At 65.4% G+C, this 18136-nt stretch carries 17 protein-coding genes; 10 read left to right on the forward strand and 7 right to left on the reverse strand.

Annotated elements, in window-relative coordinates:
- Nucleotides 1–87 precede the first annotated feature (87 nt).
- Nucleotides 88–1575 (forward strand): sensor histidine kinase, encoded by a 1488-nt coding sequence (locus EV665_RS26195; protein ID WP_133036323.1) that lies wholly within the window; start codon nucleotides 88–90, stop codon nucleotides 1573–1575.
- Between the two features lie 160 nt (nucleotides 1576–1735).
- Here the strand turns inward: EV665_RS26195 and EV665_RS26200 are convergent, their stop codons facing one another.
- The 7 genes from EV665_RS26200 to EV665_RS26230 are packed head-to-tail and all read right to left on the reverse strand — an operon-like array spanning nucleotide 1736 to nucleotide 9057.
- The gene (locus tag EV665_RS26200) at nucleotides 1736–3103 is read right to left on the reverse strand and encodes an LLM class flavin-dependent oxidoreductase (RefSeq protein WP_133036324.1); all 1368 of its coding nucleotides are present in this window, start codon (nucleotides 3101–3103) and stop codon (nucleotides 1736–1738) included.
- Between the two features lie 9 nt (nucleotides 3104–3112).
- Entirely contained in the window at nucleotides 3113–4333 is a 1221-nt protein-coding gene (locus tag EV665_RS26205; protein WP_133036325.1) for an SfnB family sulfur acquisition oxidoreductase, read from the reverse strand.
- Nucleotides 4334–4345: 12 nt separating this feature from the next.
- Entirely contained in the window at nucleotides 4346–5593 is a 1248-nt protein-coding gene (locus EV665_RS26210) for an SfnB family sulfur acquisition oxidoreductase (protein ID WP_133036326.1), read from the reverse strand.
- Between the two features lie 20 nt (nucleotides 5594–5613).
- Nucleotides 5614–6267, reverse strand: coding sequence for a methionine ABC transporter permease (locus tag EV665_RS26215; protein WP_064333939.1), 654 nt, complete (start codon nucleotides 6265–6267; stop codon nucleotides 5614–5616).
- On the reverse strand, nucleotides 6248–7381 hold the full coding sequence (locus tag EV665_RS26220) for a methionine ABC transporter ATP-binding protein (protein ID WP_133036327.1): 1134 nt from the start codon (nucleotides 7379–7381) through the stop codon (nucleotides 6248–6250). The genes EV665_RS26215 and EV665_RS26220 overlap by 20 nt, the downstream gene beginning before the upstream one ends.
- Nucleotides 7369–8172, reverse strand: a complete 804-nt coding sequence (locus EV665_RS26225) for a MetQ/NlpA family ABC transporter substrate-binding protein (RefSeq protein WP_133036328.1) — start codon at nucleotides 8170–8172, stop codon at nucleotides 7369–7371. The genes EV665_RS26220 and EV665_RS26225 overlap by 13 nt, the downstream gene beginning before the upstream one ends.
- Nucleotides 8173–8217: 45 nt before the next feature.
- Entirely contained in the window at nucleotides 8218–9057 is an 840-nt protein-coding gene (locus tag EV665_RS26230) for a MetQ/NlpA family ABC transporter substrate-binding protein (protein ID WP_133036329.1), read from the reverse strand.
- Nucleotides 9058–9465: 408 nt separating this feature from the next.
- On the opposite strand from EV665_RS26230, the gene EV665_RS26235 reads away from it, so the two are divergent.
- The 9 genes from EV665_RS26235 to EV665_RS26275 all read left to right on the forward strand — a co-directional run bounded on the left by EV665_RS26235 (nucleotide 9466) and on the right by EV665_RS26275 (nucleotide 18135).
- On the forward strand, nucleotides 9466–9942 hold the full coding sequence (locus tag EV665_RS26235; RefSeq protein WP_064333935.1) for an Hsp20 family protein: 477 nt from the start codon (nucleotides 9466–9468) through the stop codon (nucleotides 9940–9942).
- Nucleotides 9943–10014: 72 nt separating this feature from the next.
- Nucleotides 10015–10314 carry a DUF982 domain-containing protein gene (locus tag EV665_RS26240; RefSeq protein ID WP_133036370.1) on the forward strand — a complete coding sequence of 100 codons (300 nt, stop codon included), beginning with the start codon at nucleotides 10015–10017 and terminating at the stop codon, nucleotides 10312–10314.
- Between the two features lie 9 nt (nucleotides 10315–10323).
- The gene (locus EV665_RS26245) at nucleotides 10324–10605 is read left to right on the forward strand and encodes a hypothetical protein (protein ID WP_064333934.1); all 282 of its coding nucleotides are present in this window, start codon (nucleotides 10324–10326) and stop codon (nucleotides 10603–10605) included.
- Between the two features lie 156 nt (nucleotides 10606–10761).
- On the forward strand, nucleotides 10762–11952 hold the full coding sequence (locus tag EV665_RS26250) for an MHYT domain-containing protein (RefSeq protein WP_133036330.1): 1191 nt from the start codon (nucleotides 10762–10764) through the stop codon (nucleotides 11950–11952).
- 128 nt (nucleotides 11953–12080) lie between these two features.
- A complete protein-coding gene (locus EV665_RS26255; RefSeq protein WP_133036331.1) occupies nucleotides 12081–12944 on the forward strand; it encodes an FAD binding domain-containing protein in 864 nt (287 codons plus the stop codon).
- A gap of 9 nt (nucleotides 12945–12953) precedes the next feature.
- Nucleotides 12954–13454 carry a (2Fe-2S)-binding protein gene (locus EV665_RS26260; RefSeq protein ID WP_133036332.1) on the forward strand — a complete coding sequence of 167 codons (501 nt, stop codon included), beginning with the start codon at nucleotides 12954–12956 and terminating at the stop codon, nucleotides 13452–13454.
- The gene (locus EV665_RS26265; protein ID WP_133036333.1) at nucleotides 13451–15868 is read left to right on the forward strand and encodes an aerobic carbon-monoxide dehydrogenase large subunit; all 2418 of its coding nucleotides are present in this window, start codon (nucleotides 13451–13453) and stop codon (nucleotides 15866–15868) included. Before EV665_RS26260 ends, EV665_RS26265 begins: the two co-directional genes overlap by 4 nt.
- 207 nt (nucleotides 15869–16075) lie before the next feature.
- Complete coding sequence (locus EV665_RS26270; protein WP_133036334.1) at nucleotides 16076–16954, forward strand: AAA family ATPase; 879 nt, start codon at nucleotides 16076–16078, stop codon at nucleotides 16952–16954.
- A complete protein-coding gene (locus EV665_RS26275; protein WP_133036335.1) occupies nucleotides 16951–18135 on the forward strand; it encodes a vWA domain-containing protein in 1185 nt (394 codons plus the stop codon). Before EV665_RS26270 ends, EV665_RS26275 begins: the two co-directional genes overlap by 4 nt.
- Nucleotide 18136 lies beyond the last annotated feature (1 nt).

The following is an 18136-nucleotide window of genomic DNA, read 5'->3' on the forward strand; positions in this document are numbered from 1 at the left end:
CCTTCCGGCTAAGGTCGACCGACGCATTGGGGGGAAGTGGGGTTGCGCGGGCTGAACATCCATTTCACCTTGGCAAGGGCGGCCGCGATGATCATCATCGCAATGTTCGTCTCGCTGCTCCTCATGCTCGCCCTGTGGCTTACCACAAGCTACCGGGATGCCGTCCGCCGCACCGAGGAGCGAGCCATCGCGGCCTCCAAGATCGTTGCAAGCAACGTGTCCCTGCTCGATTCCCTGGCACGCCAGGCCTTGCAGCGTATCGATGAGACGCTTGGCGAAAACCTCGTGCCGGCCTCCGTCGAGGTGCGCAACATCGACGAGGCGGTGGCAGATCTGCCTGGTCAGGTGAAGGCCTATGTGGTCGACGATACGGGTCTGACCCTCTATTCGACCGACCCCATGGTGAAGCCGATCAGCATCGTCGACCGGCCCTATTTCTCGGAGCTGGCGAAGGGAGCGAAACAGCACATTTCCAGCCTCCTGATCAGCCGCCTCAACGGTGAGCAGATTTTTGCCTTCAGCCGCAGGCTGGAGCGAAACGGGCGCTTCGCTGGCGCCGCCGTCGTTTCCTTCGAGGTCAAGGTCCTCGCCGATGTCTGGGAAGCCGTCGATCTCGGCCCGAACTCCACCGTCAGCTTCGCCCGGTCCGATGGCCAGCTCGTCGCGCGCTATCCGCTCGCGGACGGACCGCTCGACATGAGCAAATACGTGCTGTTCACGGATTACCTGCCCAAGGCCCCGGACGGCACCTACGACGCCATCTCGCCCGTCGATGGCGCCCACCGGATCGTCGCCTATCGAACCGTCGACGGCACCGGGCTCATCGCACTAGCTTCCGCCGACCACGATTTCGGCATCCAGCGTTTCTGGCGGGATGTGACGGTGGCGATCTCGGTGCTGATCCTGGCAAGCGTCAGCCTTCTTGCCGCGGGCCAGTGGATCCGCCACCTGCGGCAACGCGACGCCGCGCAGTCCCAGTTGCTGAAAAATGCGCTTGCGGACAATCAGCTGCTTCTTCGCGAGATCCACCACCGCGTCAAGAACAACCTGCAGGCCGTTCAGAGCATCATCCAGCTCCAGCGCCTGCCGGCGGACGTCCAGCAATCGCTGGCCGATCGCATCTCCTCCATGGTTGCCGTACACGAGCAGATCTACCGGCATGACGAATTCTCCCGCCTCTGCGCACGCGACCTTGTGGCCTCCGTCGTGGAGAAGCTGGTAAACGCCTATGGCGCGTCCGTCGCCGTGGACTACGACATCGACGAGCTTGCCATTTCGACCGACAATGCGACCCCGCTCGCCCTGCTGACGAGCGAACTTCTGACCAACATCCTGAAATATGCCTTTGCGGACGGCCGCGAGGGCAGGATTTCCATCGCGCTCAAGGCGATCGGGGAACGCCGGGCCCGGCTCACCGTGCGCGACAACGGTGTCGGCTTTGATCCGCAAACGATGCGGCAGGGCATGGGGAGCCGCCTGATCCGGGGTGTCGTCAACCAGTTGAACGGCACGCACACCTTCGACGGAAGCAATGGAACCACATTTACCGCCGAACTCGATATCGTGGAGCCGTAAGTACGCCGCAGGCCAGAGCGGGGGCTCAGGCAGGCGATCCCTTGACGGCAAAGCGCCACGGCGTTCGGCGGAAGACCCTTCGAGGCCTCGCACCATGCGAATTCATCTGCAAATCTGGACGGTTGCCCAAAATTCTGAACCGTCGAGGATCCGGGCAGCTTTACGGCCGGTACGGGCTTTGGCTCCGGAAGGTTGAAGCCGGATGGCTCGCGGGAAGGCGGTCGCCTGCGCCGAAGAGGCGGTCGCGCAGGCTGGATCCGCCGTAGGATGTCTTGTAGCGGCCGCGCTCCTGCAGGACCGGCACGACGAGATCGACGAAGTCCTCATAGCATTCGGGCGTCACGGTGCGGGCCAGGTTGAAGCCGTCGATCTCGCCGTCGTCGATCCAGCTTTCCAGCTCGTCGGCGATCGCCTCCGGCGTGCCGACGAGGAGCGGATAGCGCCCGCCGAGGGCCAGTTCGCCGAGGAGCTGCCTTTTGGTCCACTGCTTCTTCTTCGCAAGTTCGGTCGCCGACTGGATGGCATTCGACGTGCCGTATTCGATCGGATCGTCGAGGCCGTAGCGGGAGAAGTCGATGCCCGTGCTCGCCGAGAAATGCGCCAGCCCCGCTTCCGGGCTCGCATAGCCGAGATAGTCGCGATGTTTTTCGCGCGCCTCCTCGTCGGTCCGGCCGGGAATGATGGAAATGCCGATGAAGATCTTGATGTCCTCCGGCGCGCGGCCGGCGGCAACGGCTTCCGCCCGCAGCGTGCGCGCGGTCGAAAGGGCGGCCTGCCTGTCCACCGCGGTCACGAAGACGCATTCGGCATGGCGCGCGGCGAAGCGGCGGCCGCGGCCCGACGTGCCCGCCTGGTAGAGGACCGGGGTGCGTTGCCGGGAGGGTTCTGCAAGGTGGTAGCCCTCGACGCGGTAGAACGGGCCGTCATGCCGGATCGCCCTGACCCTGGCGGGGTCGGCATAGACACGCGCCGCCTTGTCCCCGCGCACGGCATCGTCGTCCCAGCTTCCCTCCCAGAGCTTGTAGAGGACGTCGAGATAGTCTTCCGCACGGTCATAGCGCGTATCGTGCGCCGTCAGCGCATCCTGCCCGATGGCGCGCGCCGCGCTGTCGAGATAGCCGGTCACGATGTTCCAGCCGATGCGGCCGTCCGTCAGGTGGTCGAGCGTCGAGATGCGGCGCGCGAACGTATAGGGCGGCTCGGCATTGGCGTTGACGGTGAGGCCGAAACCGAGATTTTCCGTGACCGCCGCCATGGCCGAAACGAGCATGAGCGGATCGTTGACCGGAAGCTGGATGGATTCCGTCAGCGTCAGGTCGACCGAGCGCTGGTAGACATCATACACGCCGATGATGTCGGCGATGAAGATGCCGTCGAAGAGACCGCGCTCCAGCGTCTTCGCCAGCGACGTCCAGTAGGCGAGCGTCTTGTAGTCGACCGACCTGTCGCGCGGATGCGCCCAGAGGCCGTGATTGATGTGGCCGACGCTGTTCATGTTGAATGCGTTCAGGAGGATCTGCTTTTTCATGTCGGTCCGTCAGATGGCGCCGTGCCGCGGCGGGCGCTTGCCGTTGAGATGGAAATTGCCGACCGCCTGGTATTTCCAGCGGACGGGATCGTGGAGCGTATGCGTGCGAACGTTGCGCCAATAGCGGTCCAGGTTGTCCTCGCTTTGCGTCGAGGACGTGCCGGAAAGCTCGAACAGCTTGTCGGCCGCAAGCAGGCCTGCCTTGGTCGTCAGGATTCGCGCCTGCGCAACGGCGATCGACGCGCGCGCCACGCTGTCCTCGTCCGGCACACGCTGCGCCGCGTCGACGAGGGCGCCCGCGCGGTCGACCAGCGCTTCCGCCGCGCGCAGCCGCACCCGGACATGGCCGACCTGGTGCAGCGTCAACGGGTCCTCGGAGGCCTTCTCCACGCCGGAATCGAGCCAGGGCCGCGCCCTCGCCCGCACGTAGCGCAAGGTTTCCTCGAAGGCGCCGAGACCGATGCCGAGGTCGATCGCCGCATGCATGATCTGCGCGTGCGGCCCGATCGTCGTCGGCCGGTCGAACGAGGCCTTGAAGGGCACCACCCATTCCGGCTCGACGCGCACGCGGCTGAACGTGACGGAGCCGCTTCCGGTCACGCGCTGGCCGAAGCCGTCCCAGTCGTCGATGACCGTCACGCCCGGGGCATTGCGCGGGACGAAAGCAAGATAGGTGACGTCCGAGCCTGCGTCGTCCGCCACCACGAGGGTCGGGATCCAGTGCGCATAGATGGCGCCGGTGCAGTAGAATTTCTCGCCCTCGACATACCAGCCCGCGGGATCGCGCACGAGCCTCGTGCGCCGCTTGAAATCCCGCGTGCCGATTTCCGCCAGCGCATTGCCGAGGCGGTCGCCGGCAAGCACCCGGTCGAAGAAGAAGCGCTTCTGCGTCTCCGAACCGCCGACCCGCAGCACTTCCAACGCATAGAAATGGTTCTGCGGAATCTGGGCGAGCGAGCCGTCCGCGGCGGCGATGGTGGCGATGACGCGGGCGAGCGTGACCGTCGAGATTTCCGCGCCGCCATAGGCCCGCGGTATGGTCGCGCCCCACAGGCCGCTTGCGGTGTAGCGTTCGAGTTCGTCCCAGGGCAGGCGCCGCTCGGCATCGCGCAAGACGGCATCGCGCGCGAAATCGGCAGCGAGTTGCCGTGCCGTTTCGAGCGCATGCGCATCATCCCGGATGAGCACGGGGCGTGGCTTGGCGGATGCCTGGAAGGCCGTCGAGATCATGGCGTCCCCCTCTCAGTTCCATTGATGGCGGGCCGGATAGGCGCCGTTGAGGTAGTAGTTGCCGAGCAGGTGATATTTCCATCGCACCGGATCGTGCAGCGTGTGGACCCGCGCATTGCGCCAGTGCCTGTCGAGGGCATGAGCGGCGCGCGTGGCGCTCGATCCGGCGAGATCGAAGAGTTTTTCGCTCGCTTCGAGCGCGATCTCGGTGGTCAGGATCTTCGCCTCCGCGACGGCGACGGACGCCCTGGCGCTCGTCTGCGCCGTCACCGGCACGGCGTTCAGCTCATCGAGCACGGCGGCGGCGTGATGGAGAAGCGCCTGCGCCGCCTGGTACTCGGTTTCGAGATGGCCGATCTCGTGGATGATCGTCGGATCGTCGGATGCCCGTTCGAGGCCGGAATCCATCCACGGCCGCGCGCGGTCGCGCACGAAGGCCGTCGCGTCGTCGATCGCCGCGCGCGCAATGCCGGAATCGATCGCGGCCTGGATGATCTGCGAGATCGGCCCCCACAGGCCCGGCTTGTCCGCGGCCTGCCAGACCGGCAGCACCTGGATCGGCTCGACCGGCACGGCGTCGAACTCGACCGTGCCGCTCGCCGTCGTGCGCTGCCCGAAGGAGGACCAGTCGTCGATCACCGTGACGCCCGGCGCATCGTAGCGCGCCCAGACCTGCACCGCGCGCCCCTCGTCGTCGAGGGCGCGCGTCGGGATCCAGTGCGCGAACAGCGCGCCCGTCGAATAAAAACGCCGGCCTGTGAGGCGCAGGCCGTCGGCGGTCGCGGTGATGCGCGTCGTCACGTGGTTGATCATGTTGCGTCCGCGCTCGGGGCCGGCATTGCCGATGCGCTCGCCCCGCAGGATATCGGCGTAGAAGCGCGTCTTCTGCTCTTGCGAGCCGAGATCGCGCAGCAGGGCAAGGACGCCGAAATGGTTCTGCGGGATCTGCCCGGCCGAGGGGTCGGCGGCACAGAGGATTTCGAACACCTTCACCAGCGTGACGAAGGAAAGCTCGGGCCCACCATACGCCTTCGGCACGGTGATGGCGCCGAGGCCGCTTGCGCTGTAGGCCTCGATCTCGTCCCAGGGCAGCAGCCTTTCCCGGTCCCGCTGTGCGGCCTGCGGGCGCAGGACGTCGGCAAGCGCCGTCGCAGCCGCGATCGCTTCCGCATCGGTGGCGATGCGCCGGGCGGATACGGTCGCAGCCGGCCGCCGCGCTGCATCGGATCCTCTTCCGGTCGCCTTTTCGGTCTTGCTCATTTTCGTCTCGTTTCTGCCTGTCAACGGTTGCGCAGCCGGCGCACGGTATAGTCGCCGGCAAACTGCACCAGCGTGACCATGGCGATGAGCACGATGATGACCGCGATCATGACGGTCGTGTCGAAACGCTGGTAGCCGTAGCGGATCGCCATGTCGCCGAGGCCGCCCGCCCCGACGGCGCCGGCCATGGCGGAAGCGCCGATCATCGTGACGACGGTGATCGTGAAGCCGCCGACGATGCCGGGAAACGCCTCGGGCAGCAGCACGTGGCGCACGATATGCCATTTGCGGCAGCCCATCGCCTGCGCCGCCTCGATGAGGCCCTTGTCCACCTCGCGAAGGCTGACTTCCGCGATGCGGGCGAAGAAGGGCGTCGCGCTGATCGACAGCGGAACGATCGCCGCCCACACGCCGATCGTCGTTCCGGTCAGGAACCGCGTGAACGGCAGGAGCGCCACCAGCAGCACGATGAAGGGCGTCGCGCGAAAGCCGTTGACGACGGCAGCGACCGCGCGGTTCAATCGCGGCGCCTCGAAGAAGCCGCCGGGCGCCGAGACGACGAGGAAGACGGCGATGGGAATGCCGATGACGAGCGCGATCAGCGCCGAAATGCCGACCATCTGCACCGTGTCGAGAAAGGCCAGCCAGAGGCGGTTATACATCGCTGGCGACATGACCGAGAATCCTTGCGCTACCGACATGGCCCTTGAGGGCTTCAAGATTGCTTTCCGAAACGCCGCGCGCCGCGACGAGCAGGGTGCCCTGGGCGTGCCCCTGGATGCGGTCGATCGTGCCGTGAAGCAGCCGGACCGATGTTCCGAGAGCCGAAGCGAGGCACGAGAGATCCGGCCCGGCACTTTCGCCGCCGGTATAATGCAGTTCGAGAACGGCCTCGCCGCCGGCAACGGGCTGCGGCTGCAGGCGCGCCGCGATGTCCTCCGGCAGGTCGCGGCTCAACGGTCGCAGGAGCGCGCGCGTCGCATCGTGCTTCGGCGCGCCGAAGACCTGCCAGACGGGACCTTCCTCGGCGATGCGCCCCTGTTCGAGAACCAGCACGTTCTCGCAGATTTCCCGGATCACGCTCATCTCGTGCGTGATGAGGATGATCGTGAGGCCGAGGCTGCGGTTGATATCCTTCAGGAGCTTCAGGATCGAGAGCGTCGTCTCGGGATCGAGCGCGGAGGTCGCCTCGTCGCACAGCAGGATTTCCGGCTTGTGCACGAGGGCGCGCGCGATGCCGACCCTCTGCTTCTGCCCGCCCGACAGGCGCGAGGGATAGACGTTGTGTTTGCCTTCGAGGCCGACCAGCGCCAGGACTTCGTCGACCCGTTCGGCGATCTGCTTCTTCGGTACGCCGGCGACGACGAGCGGCAGCGCCACGTTCTCCCGCACCGTCTTGGCCGAGAGCAGGTTGAAGTGCTGGAAGATCATGCCGAGGCGGCGACGCAGTTCCACGAGCGCATCCTCATCGAACCGGCCGATGTCCTGCCCGTCCACGAGAACGCGGCCGGAGGTCGGGGTTTCCAGCCGGTTGATCGTGCGCAGCAGGCTCGACTTGCCGGCGCCGCTGCGGCCGATGATGCCGTAGACGCGACCCGCCGGGATTTCGAGATCGATATCCTCCAGCGCATTCACCGCGCCGGCCGCGGATCGATAGATCTTGCCGAGCTTTTCGAACCGGACGGAACCAGCCCCGGCGGCAGAAGCCACCCGGGTTGCCGTCGCCACCTTTTCCGTGGCCGCGCCGTGCACCGGTACGGCCGTCGTCTCCACGGTCAATGCAGCCATGACAGTGTGTAGAGCTTGTCGTTGCCGTTATAGGCGTCGTGGATGACCTTCCGGACGGTCTCCGAATTCTGGTAGAGTTCGACCAGCTTCTTCAGCGCCGGGTCATCCTTGCGGTCCTCCTTGACGGTGAAGATGATCGAGAACCGGCGGTCGTCGATACCCGAATAGATGAGGCCCGAGCCAGGATCGAAGAGGCCGGATGCGGCGATGAAGTGGGGGTAGCCGAGCGCCAGGTCCACGTCCGCCGTGATGCGTGCGAGCTGCGGCCCCTCGACCTCGGTGAATTCGAGGTTACGGGGGTTTTCGACGATGTCGTCCAGCGTGCCGGTGAAGCCGACGCCGTCGCGCAGCTTGATCAGGCCGGCCTTTTCGAGAAGCAGCAAACCGCGTCCCTGGTTGACCGGATCGTTGGCGATCGCCACCTTGCCGCCTTCCGGAATCGCGTCGAAGCTCTTGTGCTTCAACGAGTAGAGGCCGATGTTCGCCAGAATGCCCGGACCGATGTCGGTCAGCTTGTAGCCGCGGTCGGCGATGGCATTGTCGAGGAATGGCCGGTGCTGGAAATAGTTGGCGTCGATATCGCCGGCATCGAGCGCCACGTTCGGCGTCGTCCAGTCGGTGAACTCCACGGCCTCTACCTCGATGCCCGCTTCCTTGGCCTCCGGTATGAGCGCGGTGATGGAATCCGCATAGGCGCCCGGCACCACGCCGATCCTGATCGTGTCGGCCTCTGCCGCCGTTGCGGAAGACAGCGCCAGCGCCGTCACGAATCCGAGAGTATGCAGTCTCATGTAGTCGCTTCCCCGTATCGGTTGTTCTGATTGCCTTGCCGCCGGTCAGTTGACCTGCGCACCTTCCGTCCAGGGAAGGCTGTAGAGCTTGTCGTTGTCGGCGAAGGACTTGTGGATCTGGGCCTTCACCGCGTCGGAGGCCTGGTAGATCTCGACGAAACGCTTGACGAGCGGCGCATCCGCATTGTCCTCGCGCGCCACGAAGCGGATCGCGAAATAGATGTCGTCGATTCCGGTATAGAGCAGCGCCTGGCCGGCGATGTCCGGAAGTCCGGCATTCACGTAGTGCGCCGGATACCCCTGGGCGAGATCGACGTCTTCGAGCGCGCGGACGAGCTGCGGCCCTTCGATCTCCACGAATTCCAGCTTGCGGGGGTTTTCGGCGACATCGTCCAGCGTGCCGCGGGCGCCGACACCCTCGCGCAGCTTGATCAGGCCGGCCCGCTCGATGAGCTGGAGGCCGCGCCCCTGATTGACCGGGTCGTTCGCCACACCGACGCGCGCGCCTTCCGGCAGGGCATCGAAGCTCTTGTACTTCGAGGAATAGAGGCCGAGGTTCGGCAGGAGGCCGACGGCGACGCTCTTCAGCTTGAAGCCGGTCTCGGCAACCGCATTGTCGAGAAAAGCCTGATGCTGGAAGTAGTTGACGTCGAGATCGCCGGCATTCAGCGCCACATTCGGCGTCGCCCAGTCGGTGAATTCGATGACCTTCACGTCAAGCCCCTGCTCGCGTGCCTCGGCCGCCGCCACTTCGACGGAATCGGCAAGAGAACCGGGCGTCACACCAATGGTCAGCGTCTGCGCAAGTGCGAACGTGGTGGTCAGCGAGAGCGCGACCGCCGCCTTGCCCAGAAGATCGATCTTTCTCGTCAGCCAGTTTGCCATTGTCTTTACCTCGTGGATCATGTCTGCGGCCGGCAAGGCACCCGACCCGCGGCTCATTCAACGGAATGAACGATAGTTGATAAAATCAATCGAAAAAGTATTCTTTTTTCAATCTTGCGCACGCGCGCGAAAATTCGTTCCGCCGCGGCAGCGTCTTCCTGAGCCCGTTGGACATGAATGAGCATGCCGGAGTGCGATGGGTGCGAACTGGCGGAACCGCGTTGCCTGAACAGTCATCCCGACGGGGCAGGCGATGTCTTGAAGGGCAATTTTTTACTTGCGGATCTTGAACCCGAAAACCGCAAAAACCAAATCGAATTCCGTCAGCCGCTGACGTCAGGGCTGACCGTGCTGGAAGCGCCGTCTTTCGGCGCTCCGTATCCATGTTGCTTCAAGGAGGATATGGCTATGGCAACATCTTACGACTACGCACCACTGTTCCGCTCGAGCATCGGGTTTGACCGGATCTTCAATCTCCTGGAAAACGCACAACGCGCACGCTCGATCAGCGACTGGCCGCCCTATGACATCGTCAAGACCGGCGATGACAGCTACCGCATCTCGATCGCTGTCGCGGGCTTCGCGCGGGACGACCTCGACATCACGTTCCAGTCCAATCTCCTGACGGTGACCGGCAAGAAGCAGGAGGCGCCTGCCGATGGCTATCTCCATCGCGGCATCGGCGCCAGGCCCTTCGAACATCGCTTCGAACTTGCCGACCACGTCAGGGTGAATGGAGCAGACCTGAACAACGGCCTCCTGTCGATCGATCTCGTTCGCGAAATCCCCGAGGAGATGAAGCCGCGGAAAATCTCCATCGAGAGCGCACCGGCTCTCGAACAATCGGCGACCTCCGCGCAGATCGAAGCGCAGAAGGCCGCGTAAGACAAACGCCATCGAGAAGGGGCGCCGTCGCAACGGCGCCCGTCGACATTCCGGGTTGGGAAGGAGAGCATGATGAAACCCGATATGTTCAAAGAACCCGTATCCATTCTTGTCGGCCTTGGCTTTCCGACGGAGGTCCGTTCCGTCATGGACGCCTATCGCCACCTCGTCGAATGGCCCGCAGCATGGAGAGATGCCGCGTATTCGATTGCCCTCAACGCCTGCAACGCCGCGCTGCGCGGTGAGATCGACGCGGAAACCGCACGCGGACTGTTCGCGGCCTACGCCGAAAAGCATGATCTGCTTGCGCCGGACACCCACCTGATCACAGCATCAGGATCGCGGCGCGACCGGGATCCGCACGTTTGCTGAGGTGCGCCGATGATGGACAACATGGCGAAGCAGGCCGTCCAAGACGTGATGACCATGGGACCCGCCGTTCTGATGCCGCAGAACATCCGGTTTCGGCGCCCCATCGACGTCGTGGATTCGCCCGCCCTCTCCGCTCCCGACAAGCGAACGATCCTCGCGGCCTGGGCGTCCGACTATTACGCCGTCGATTCGAAACCGGCACTGCGTCAGATACCGGGAACTCCCGAGGCCGTTTCGATCGATGACGTGCAGTCTGCACTGCAAGAGCTCGATCGCCGCTACGATCTCTGACCGTCGGCCAATCAGGCGGCCTGCTTTGTTACCTTGGCAAGCCGCGTGATGGCGACCGGGTCGACAATCGCTTGCCAAGCTCTCGAGGAGGGATGTACCCTCGCTTGCACAAGGAGAAAGCCGGCCCGGGGAGGAACGGGTACGGTTGGCACGGCGATGTTCGAGGAACACGATCCGTATCTCGTCGCACTTTCGGTGCTGGTGGCGATACTGGGAGGTTATACTGGCTTCGGCCTTGCGGCGCGGATCCGCAGCTCGGTTCATACCGGCCGGCGGCTGCTTCTTTCCGGAGCGGCCGGTTTTCTGGCGGTCGGCATCTGGACGATGCATTTCGTCGGCATGATGGCGGCGCCCCTGCCGCAGGATGCGGCCTATCTCGTGCTGCCGACGCTCGTCTCCTTCCTCATCTGCGCCCTTGTCGTCGGCATCTCGCTCTATTTCGTCAGCATCGGCGGTCCCTCGCGCATGCGCGTGCTCTGGGCGGCGCTGCTGCTCGGCTTCGGCATCGCCTCCATGCACTATGTCGGCATCCATGGGCTGGCGGGGCCTTTCACCATCCGCCATGATTATCCGATGGTGGCGCTGTCGCTGCTGATCGCCATCGGGGCGGCCTATGGGGGCCTGCGCATCTATATCGCGCGCCATGGCGGCCTGCGGCTGGCGCTCAGCGCCGTCGCCTTCGGCATCGCGGTGTCCGGCATGCATTATACCGCCATGTACGGCATGCATTTCGAACCCGGCCCCACCGGCGGGCATGCCATGGCCATGGATGGGCTCGCCGCCTCGCAGCAGGTCCTGTCGCTGGTCGTGGCGCTGCTCTGTTTCCTGGTCGCCGGCGGTTTCCTGCTTCTCCTCGTGCCGGAAGCGCATCTCAAGGCGGAGGCCGAGCGGCCCGATCCGTCCTTTTCCGCCGCCCGGGCGAACAGGGCGGCCCCACTGGCCGGCCTCGGCCAGTCGGCCCGGCCATTGGTCACCAAGGTGCCCGTCGACGGGGCGGACGGCATCCGGTTCATCGATGCGGCCGATATCCGCAGCGTCCGCGCCGATGCGCATTATACGCTCGTCCATGACGGGCAGCGCGAGCGCATGTGCGCCTGGTCGATCTCGGAGATGGAAACGCAGCTCTGTCCCGAGACGTTCCTGCGCGTCCATCGCAGCCATATCGTCGCGGTTCCGCATATCGTGCTGATGCGCAAGGAAGGGGATGGCGCGGTCGTCGAGCTTGGCGGGCCCGTCCCGCACCTCGTTCCGGTGAGCCGGACGAAGATCTCCGAACTGAAGGCGCGGCTGGGCCTCAGCCGGCGCGACGGGCCGCACCGGGACGACGCCATAGGTCAAAGTGCCTGACGCAATTCGTGCGGGCGAAACCGCCTTTCGTGCAGAAATCCGGCGCTGGTGCCGGAAAGCCGGCCGTCTCCTTGCCTGTCCGCTTCCCAGGGAAAATGCTGATCCCCGGTATATACCGGAGGAGACCCATGATACCCGGCCCATTCCAGTTCCATCGGCCGCAATCGGTTGCCGATGCGGTGAAACTGCTCTCCACCCTCGGGGATGAGGCGCGGCCGCTTGCCGGCGGCCACAGCCTCGTTCCCATGATGAAGCTGCGCCTCGCCACGCCCGAGCATCTCATCGACCTGCACGGCATCGGATCGCTGAAGGGCATCCGCCGCGAGGGCGACACGCTCGTCATCGGCGCCATGACCACCCAGCATGAGCTGGTGGCCTCGCCGGAGATCGCGGCGCTCGTGCCGATCGTCAAGGAAACCTCGCTGCAGATCGCCGATCCGCAGGTGCGCTATCGCGGCACGCTCGGCGGCAACGTCGCCAATGGCGATCCGGGCAACGACATGCCGGGGCTGATGATGGCGCTCGGCGCACGCTACCGGCTGGAAGGGCCGGACGGCGCACGCGACGTCGATGCCGTCGATTTCTACCAGGGCGCCTATTTCACCGCGCTCGAACCCGGCGAACTCCTGACCGAGATCGCCATCCCGGTCCCGCCCTCCGGCCACGGCTACGCCTATGAAAAGCTGAAGCGCAAGATCGGCGACTATGCGACGGCCGCCGCCGCGGTGGTGCTGACGCTCTCCGCCGGCAAGGTGGCGACCTGTCGCATCGGCCTCACCAACCTGTCCGAGACGCCGCTTCTCGCCGAGGACGCCGCCGCCTGCGTGATCGGCACGACGCTCGACGAGGCAACGCTGGCCAAGGCCGCCGATCTTGCCCGCGCCGTCATGCAGCCGGCCGCCGACGGGCGCGGCCCGGCCGAATACCGCACGCATGTCGGCGGCATCATGGTCATGCGGGCGCTGAAGCGCGCTGCTGCAAAAGCAGTATAGGAGGAAACGATGGCAAAGACCCATGTGACGATGCGGGTGAACGGCAGCGAGGTCGAGGGCCTTGTCGAGCCGCGCACGCTGCTCGTGCATTTCATCCGCGAAAATCTCGCCCTGACCGGCACCCATATCGGCTGCGAGACCACCCATTGCGGCGCCTGCACCGTCGATCTCGACGGCATGTCGGTGAAAAGCTGCACCGTCTTCGCCGTGCAGGCCGAAGGTTCCGAGATCACCACCATCGAAGGCATCGCCAATGCGGATGGCACGCTCTCGGCCCTCCAGGAGGGTTTCCGCCAGATGCACGGGCTGCAATGCGGCTTCTGTACGCCCGGCATGATCGTGCGCGCCCACCGCCTGCTGAAGGAAAATCCGACCCCGAGCGAAGAGGAGATCCGCTTCGGCATCGCCGGCAATCTCTGTCGCTGCACCGGCTACCAGAACATCGTCAAGGCGATCCAGTACGCTGCCGCCAAGATCAACGGCACGGAGTTCAGGGAGGCTGCGGAATGAACGACATGACCATCACGCGCGCCGAGCGCGAGGCCAAACTCGAAGGCATGGGCTGCAAGCGCAAGCGCGTCGAGGATATCCGGTTTACCCAGGGCAAGGGCAACTATGTCGACGACGTGAAGCTGCCCGGCATGCTGCACGGCGATTTCGTGCGCTCGCCGCATCCCCACGCCCGCATCAAGTCCATCGACAAGGAGAAGGCGCTGAAGGTGCCGGGCGTGCTCGCCGTGCTGACGGCGGAGGACCTGAAGGGCGTCAACCTCGCCTGGATGCCGACGCTGGCCGGCGACGTGCAGATGGTGCTGGCGGACGGCAAGGTGCTGTTCCAGAACCAGGAAGTGGCCTTCGTCGTCGCCACCGACCGTTATGCGGCCGATGACGGCATCAATGCCGTCGAGGTGGAGTACGAGGCCCTGCCTGTCCTCGTCGATCCGTTCCACGCCATGGACGCGGATGCGCCGGTGCTGCGCGAGGACCTGGAAGGCAAGACGGAAGGCGCCCACGGCCCGCGAAAACACCACAACCACATCTTCGAATGGACCGTCGGCGACCGGGACCTGACGGATGCCGCCTTCCGCAAGGCGGAGGTGACGATCAAGGAGATGATCTCCTATCACCGCACCCATCCCTCGCCGCTGGAGACCTGCCAGTGCCTGTGCTCCTTCGACAAGGTGAAGGGCGAACTGACGATCTACGGCACCTTCCAGGCGCCGCATGTCATCCGCACGGTGGTCGCGCTGATCGCCAAGATTCCCGAGCACAAGATCCATGTGATCGCACCGGATATCGGCGGCGGCTTCGGCAACAAGGTCGGTGCCTATCCGGGTTATATCTGCGCCGCCGTCGCCTCGATCGTCACCGGGCGGCCGGTGAAATGGGTCGAGGACCGCATCGAGAATCTATGCGCCACCTCGTTTGCCCGCGACTACCACATGACGACCGAGATCGCCGCGACGAAGGAGGGCAAGGTCACGGGCCTCCGCGTCCATGTGCTCGCCGACCACGGCGCCTTCGATGCCTGCGCCGACCCGTCGAAATGGCCGGCCGGCTTCTTCAACATCGTCACCGGATCCTATGATTTCCCCACCGCCCATCTCGCGGTCGACGGCGTCTATACCAACAAGGCGCCGGGCGGCGTCGCCTATCGCTGCTCCTTCCGGGTGACGGAGGCGGCCTATTGCATCGAGCGGGCGATGGATATCCTTGCGCAGAAGCTCGGCATGGACCCGGCCGAATTGCGGCTGAAGAATTTCATCCGCCAGGAGCAGTTCCCCTATCACTCGGCGCTCGGCTGGGAATACGATTCCGGCGACTACCACACCGCCATGAAGAAGATGATGGACACTGTGGATTATGCCGGCCTGCGCCGCGAGCAGGCGGAAAAGCGCGCGGCCTTCCGGCGCGGCGAGACCCGTGAGATCATGGGCCTCGGCATTTCCTTCTTCACCGAGATCGTCGGCGCCGGCCCCTCGAAGAACTGCGACATCCTCGGCATCGCCATGTTCGACAGCTGCGAGATTCGCCTCCACCCGACCGGCGCCGGCATCGCCCGCATGGGCACGAAAAGCCAGGGCCAGGGCCACGAGACGACCTGGGCGCAGATCATCGCCACGGAGATCGGCATTCCCGCCGACGACATCATGGTCGAGGAAGGCAACACCGATACCGCGCCCTACGGGCTCGGCACCTACGGCTCACGCTCCACGCCCGTCGCGGGTGCGGCGATCGCCATGGCGGCGCGCAAGGTGAAGGCCAAGGCGCAGATGATCGCCGCCTACCGGCTGGAGGTGCACGAGGACGACCTCGAATGGGATATCGACGGTTTTCGCGTGAAGGGCCTGCCGGAAAAATTCCTCGGCATGAAGGATATCTGCTGGATCGCCTACAATGCGCCGCCGCCCGGCATGGAACCGGGCCTTGAGGCGGTGAGCTATTACGACCCGCCGAACATGACCTATCCCTTCGGCGCCTATCTCTGCGTCATGGATATCGACGTCGATACCGGCGTCTACAAGGTGCGCCGCTTCTATGCGCTCGACGATTGCGGCACGCGCATCAACCCGATGATCATCGAGGGGCAGGTGCATGGCGGGCTGACGGAAGCCTTTGCCATCGCCATGGGCCAGGAGATTCGCTACGACGAGAACGGCAATGTGGTGACAGGCTCCTTCATGGATTTCTTCCTGCCGACGGCGGTGGAAACGCCCCATTGGGAGACGGATTTCACCGTCACGCCCTCGCCGCATCACCCGATCGGCGCCAAGGGTGTCGGCGAAAGCCCGAATGTCGGCGGCGTGCCGGCCTTCTCCAATGCCGTCAACGACGCCTTCTCGTTCCTGGGATCGACGCATATCCAGATGCCGCACGATTTCTGGCGCAACTGGCAGGCGGCGAAGGCCCTTGGCGCGGTGTAGGATTGGTTCGATGCGCAGGTTTCGCCCCTCATCCCGCTGCCGCGACCTTCTCCCCGCAAGCGGGGAGAAGGGGCAGGAGGCTTGGCCTTCCTTCATCTTGTTTAGGGAAAACGGTGCATCGTTCTCCTTCTCCCCGCTTGCGGGGAGAAGGTGCCGGCAGGCGGATGAGGGGCGGCCCTCCCGCCATGCGACGGATGGGGCCACGACATGAACACGCTCTCCCGCCCCGAAATCGGCGAGCGTTTGGCGAGCGCCGGCTACATCGCCGACCGCGACCTGTCGGTCGCCCTCTCGCTGATGCAGATGCTCTCCCGCCCCCTGCTGCTGGAAGGTGAGGCCGGCGTCGGCAAGACGGCGGTCGCCTATGCCATCGCAGCGGTCCACGAGACGGAACTGATCCGGCTGCAATGCTACGAGGGGCTGGACCAGTCGGCCGCACTCTACGAGTGGAACTACCAGCGCCAGCTGCTGGCCATACAGGCCCGGCAGGGGCAGGATGCCGGCGGGGTCGAGGACGAGGTCTTCTCCGAAAAATACCTGATGGAGCGCCCGCTGCTCGCCGCCATCCGCCAGCAGAAGGCGCCGGTGCTGCTGATCGACGAGATCGACCGGGCCGACGAGGAGTTCGAAGCCTTCCTCTTGGAACTGCTCTCCGATTTCCAGGTCTCCATTCCCGAACTCGGCACGATCACCGCGGTGACGATCCCGCATGTCGTGCTGACCTCGAACGGCACGCGCGAGCTTTCCGACGCGCTCCGGCGACGCTGCCTCTATCACCATATCGACTATCCGGATGTCGAGCGCGAGGCGCGCATCATCCTCGCCCGCATCGAAGGGGCCGGCGCGGTGCTCGCCCTGCAGATCGCCCGCATGGTCGAGGGCATTCGCAAGGAGGAGCTGCGCAAGGTCCCGGGCGTCGCCGAAACGCTGGACTGGGCGGCGGTGCTCGTCGGCCTCGATATCGCCGACCTGAAGGACGATCCCGAAGCCGTGCACGAGACGCTCGCCTGCCTGTTGAAGACCCGCGAGGACAAGGCGCGCTTCCGCCGCGAGGTCACCGAGCGCCTTTTGGGGAGGGTGGCATGAGCTGTTGCGGCGCCCCCCTGACCCCGGAGGAATCGAGCGCGGTCGCCCGCCTCGTCGCGGAAAAACTGTCGGCCTTCCTGAAGACGCTGCGCGACAATGGCTTTTCCGTCGGGCTCGGCGAGGGCCGGGATGCCGCGGCGCTGATGGCCGCCGGCTATGCGGAAAAGCCCGGCCTGCTGCGCTCCGCCTTAAAGCATCTGTTTTCCGCCCGCCGCAGCGAATGGGAGCGGTTCGACGGCATTTTCGATGCCTTCTGGCTGGGAAAGCGCGTGCGCAGCCGGAGCGCGGTTTCGGGAAATGCCGGCCCCGGGCTGAAAGCGCTGGAGGGCGGCGGGGCGAAGGGCGGCGCGGTGTCGGATCAGGTCCCCGCCGACGGCGGAGAGGGCGCGGGCGGCGGCGAAGGACGGATGGAGGGCGCCTCCGCGGTCGAGGCACTTTCCGGCATCGACTTCAGGAAACTGTCCGATCCGGCGGACATGGCGCGGGCGCATGACATCGCCGCCGATCTCGCGCGGGCGATGCGCACGCGGCTCACCCGCCGCGATCTTGCCCGCCGGCGCGGCTATCGCATCGATCTGCGCCGCACGATCCACGGCAATATCGGCCATGGCGGCGTGCCGCTGGATCTCGTCCGGCGCCGGCGCAAGGAAAAGCCGCTGCGCCTCGTCATGCTGCTCGACGCCTCCGGCTCGATGACGCCCTATACCGGCCTCTTCCTGCGCTTCATGCATGGCGTGCTCGACGCCTTTCGCGAGTCGGAAGCCTTCCTCTTCCACACCCGGCTCGCCCATGTCTCCGACGCCATGAAGGAGCGCGACGCGCAACGCGCCCTCGACCGGCTTTCGATGATGGCGAAGGGCACTGGCGGCGGCACGCGGATCGGCGAATGCCTCGCCACCTTCAACCGCTGGCATGCCGCCCGCGTCATCCATTCGCGCACCTGCGTGATGATCGTCTCGGACGGTTACGAGACGGGCGATTCCGCGCTGCTGGCTCGGGAGATGGCGGCGCTGCGCCGCCGCTGCCGGCGCATTGCCTGGCTGAACCCGATGATGGGCTGGGACGGATATGCGCCGGAGGCCGCCGGCATCCGCGCCGCCCTGCCGTTCGTCGATCTGCATGCGCCGGCCAATACGCTCGAAAGCCTTGCGGCGCTCGAACCCTATCTTGCGAAACTCTGAG

This window comes from Shinella granuli, assembly GCF_004341885.1.
In the GTDB taxonomy this organism is placed as follows: domain Bacteria; phylum Pseudomonadota; class Alphaproteobacteria; order Rhizobiales; family Rhizobiaceae; genus Shinella; species Shinella granuli.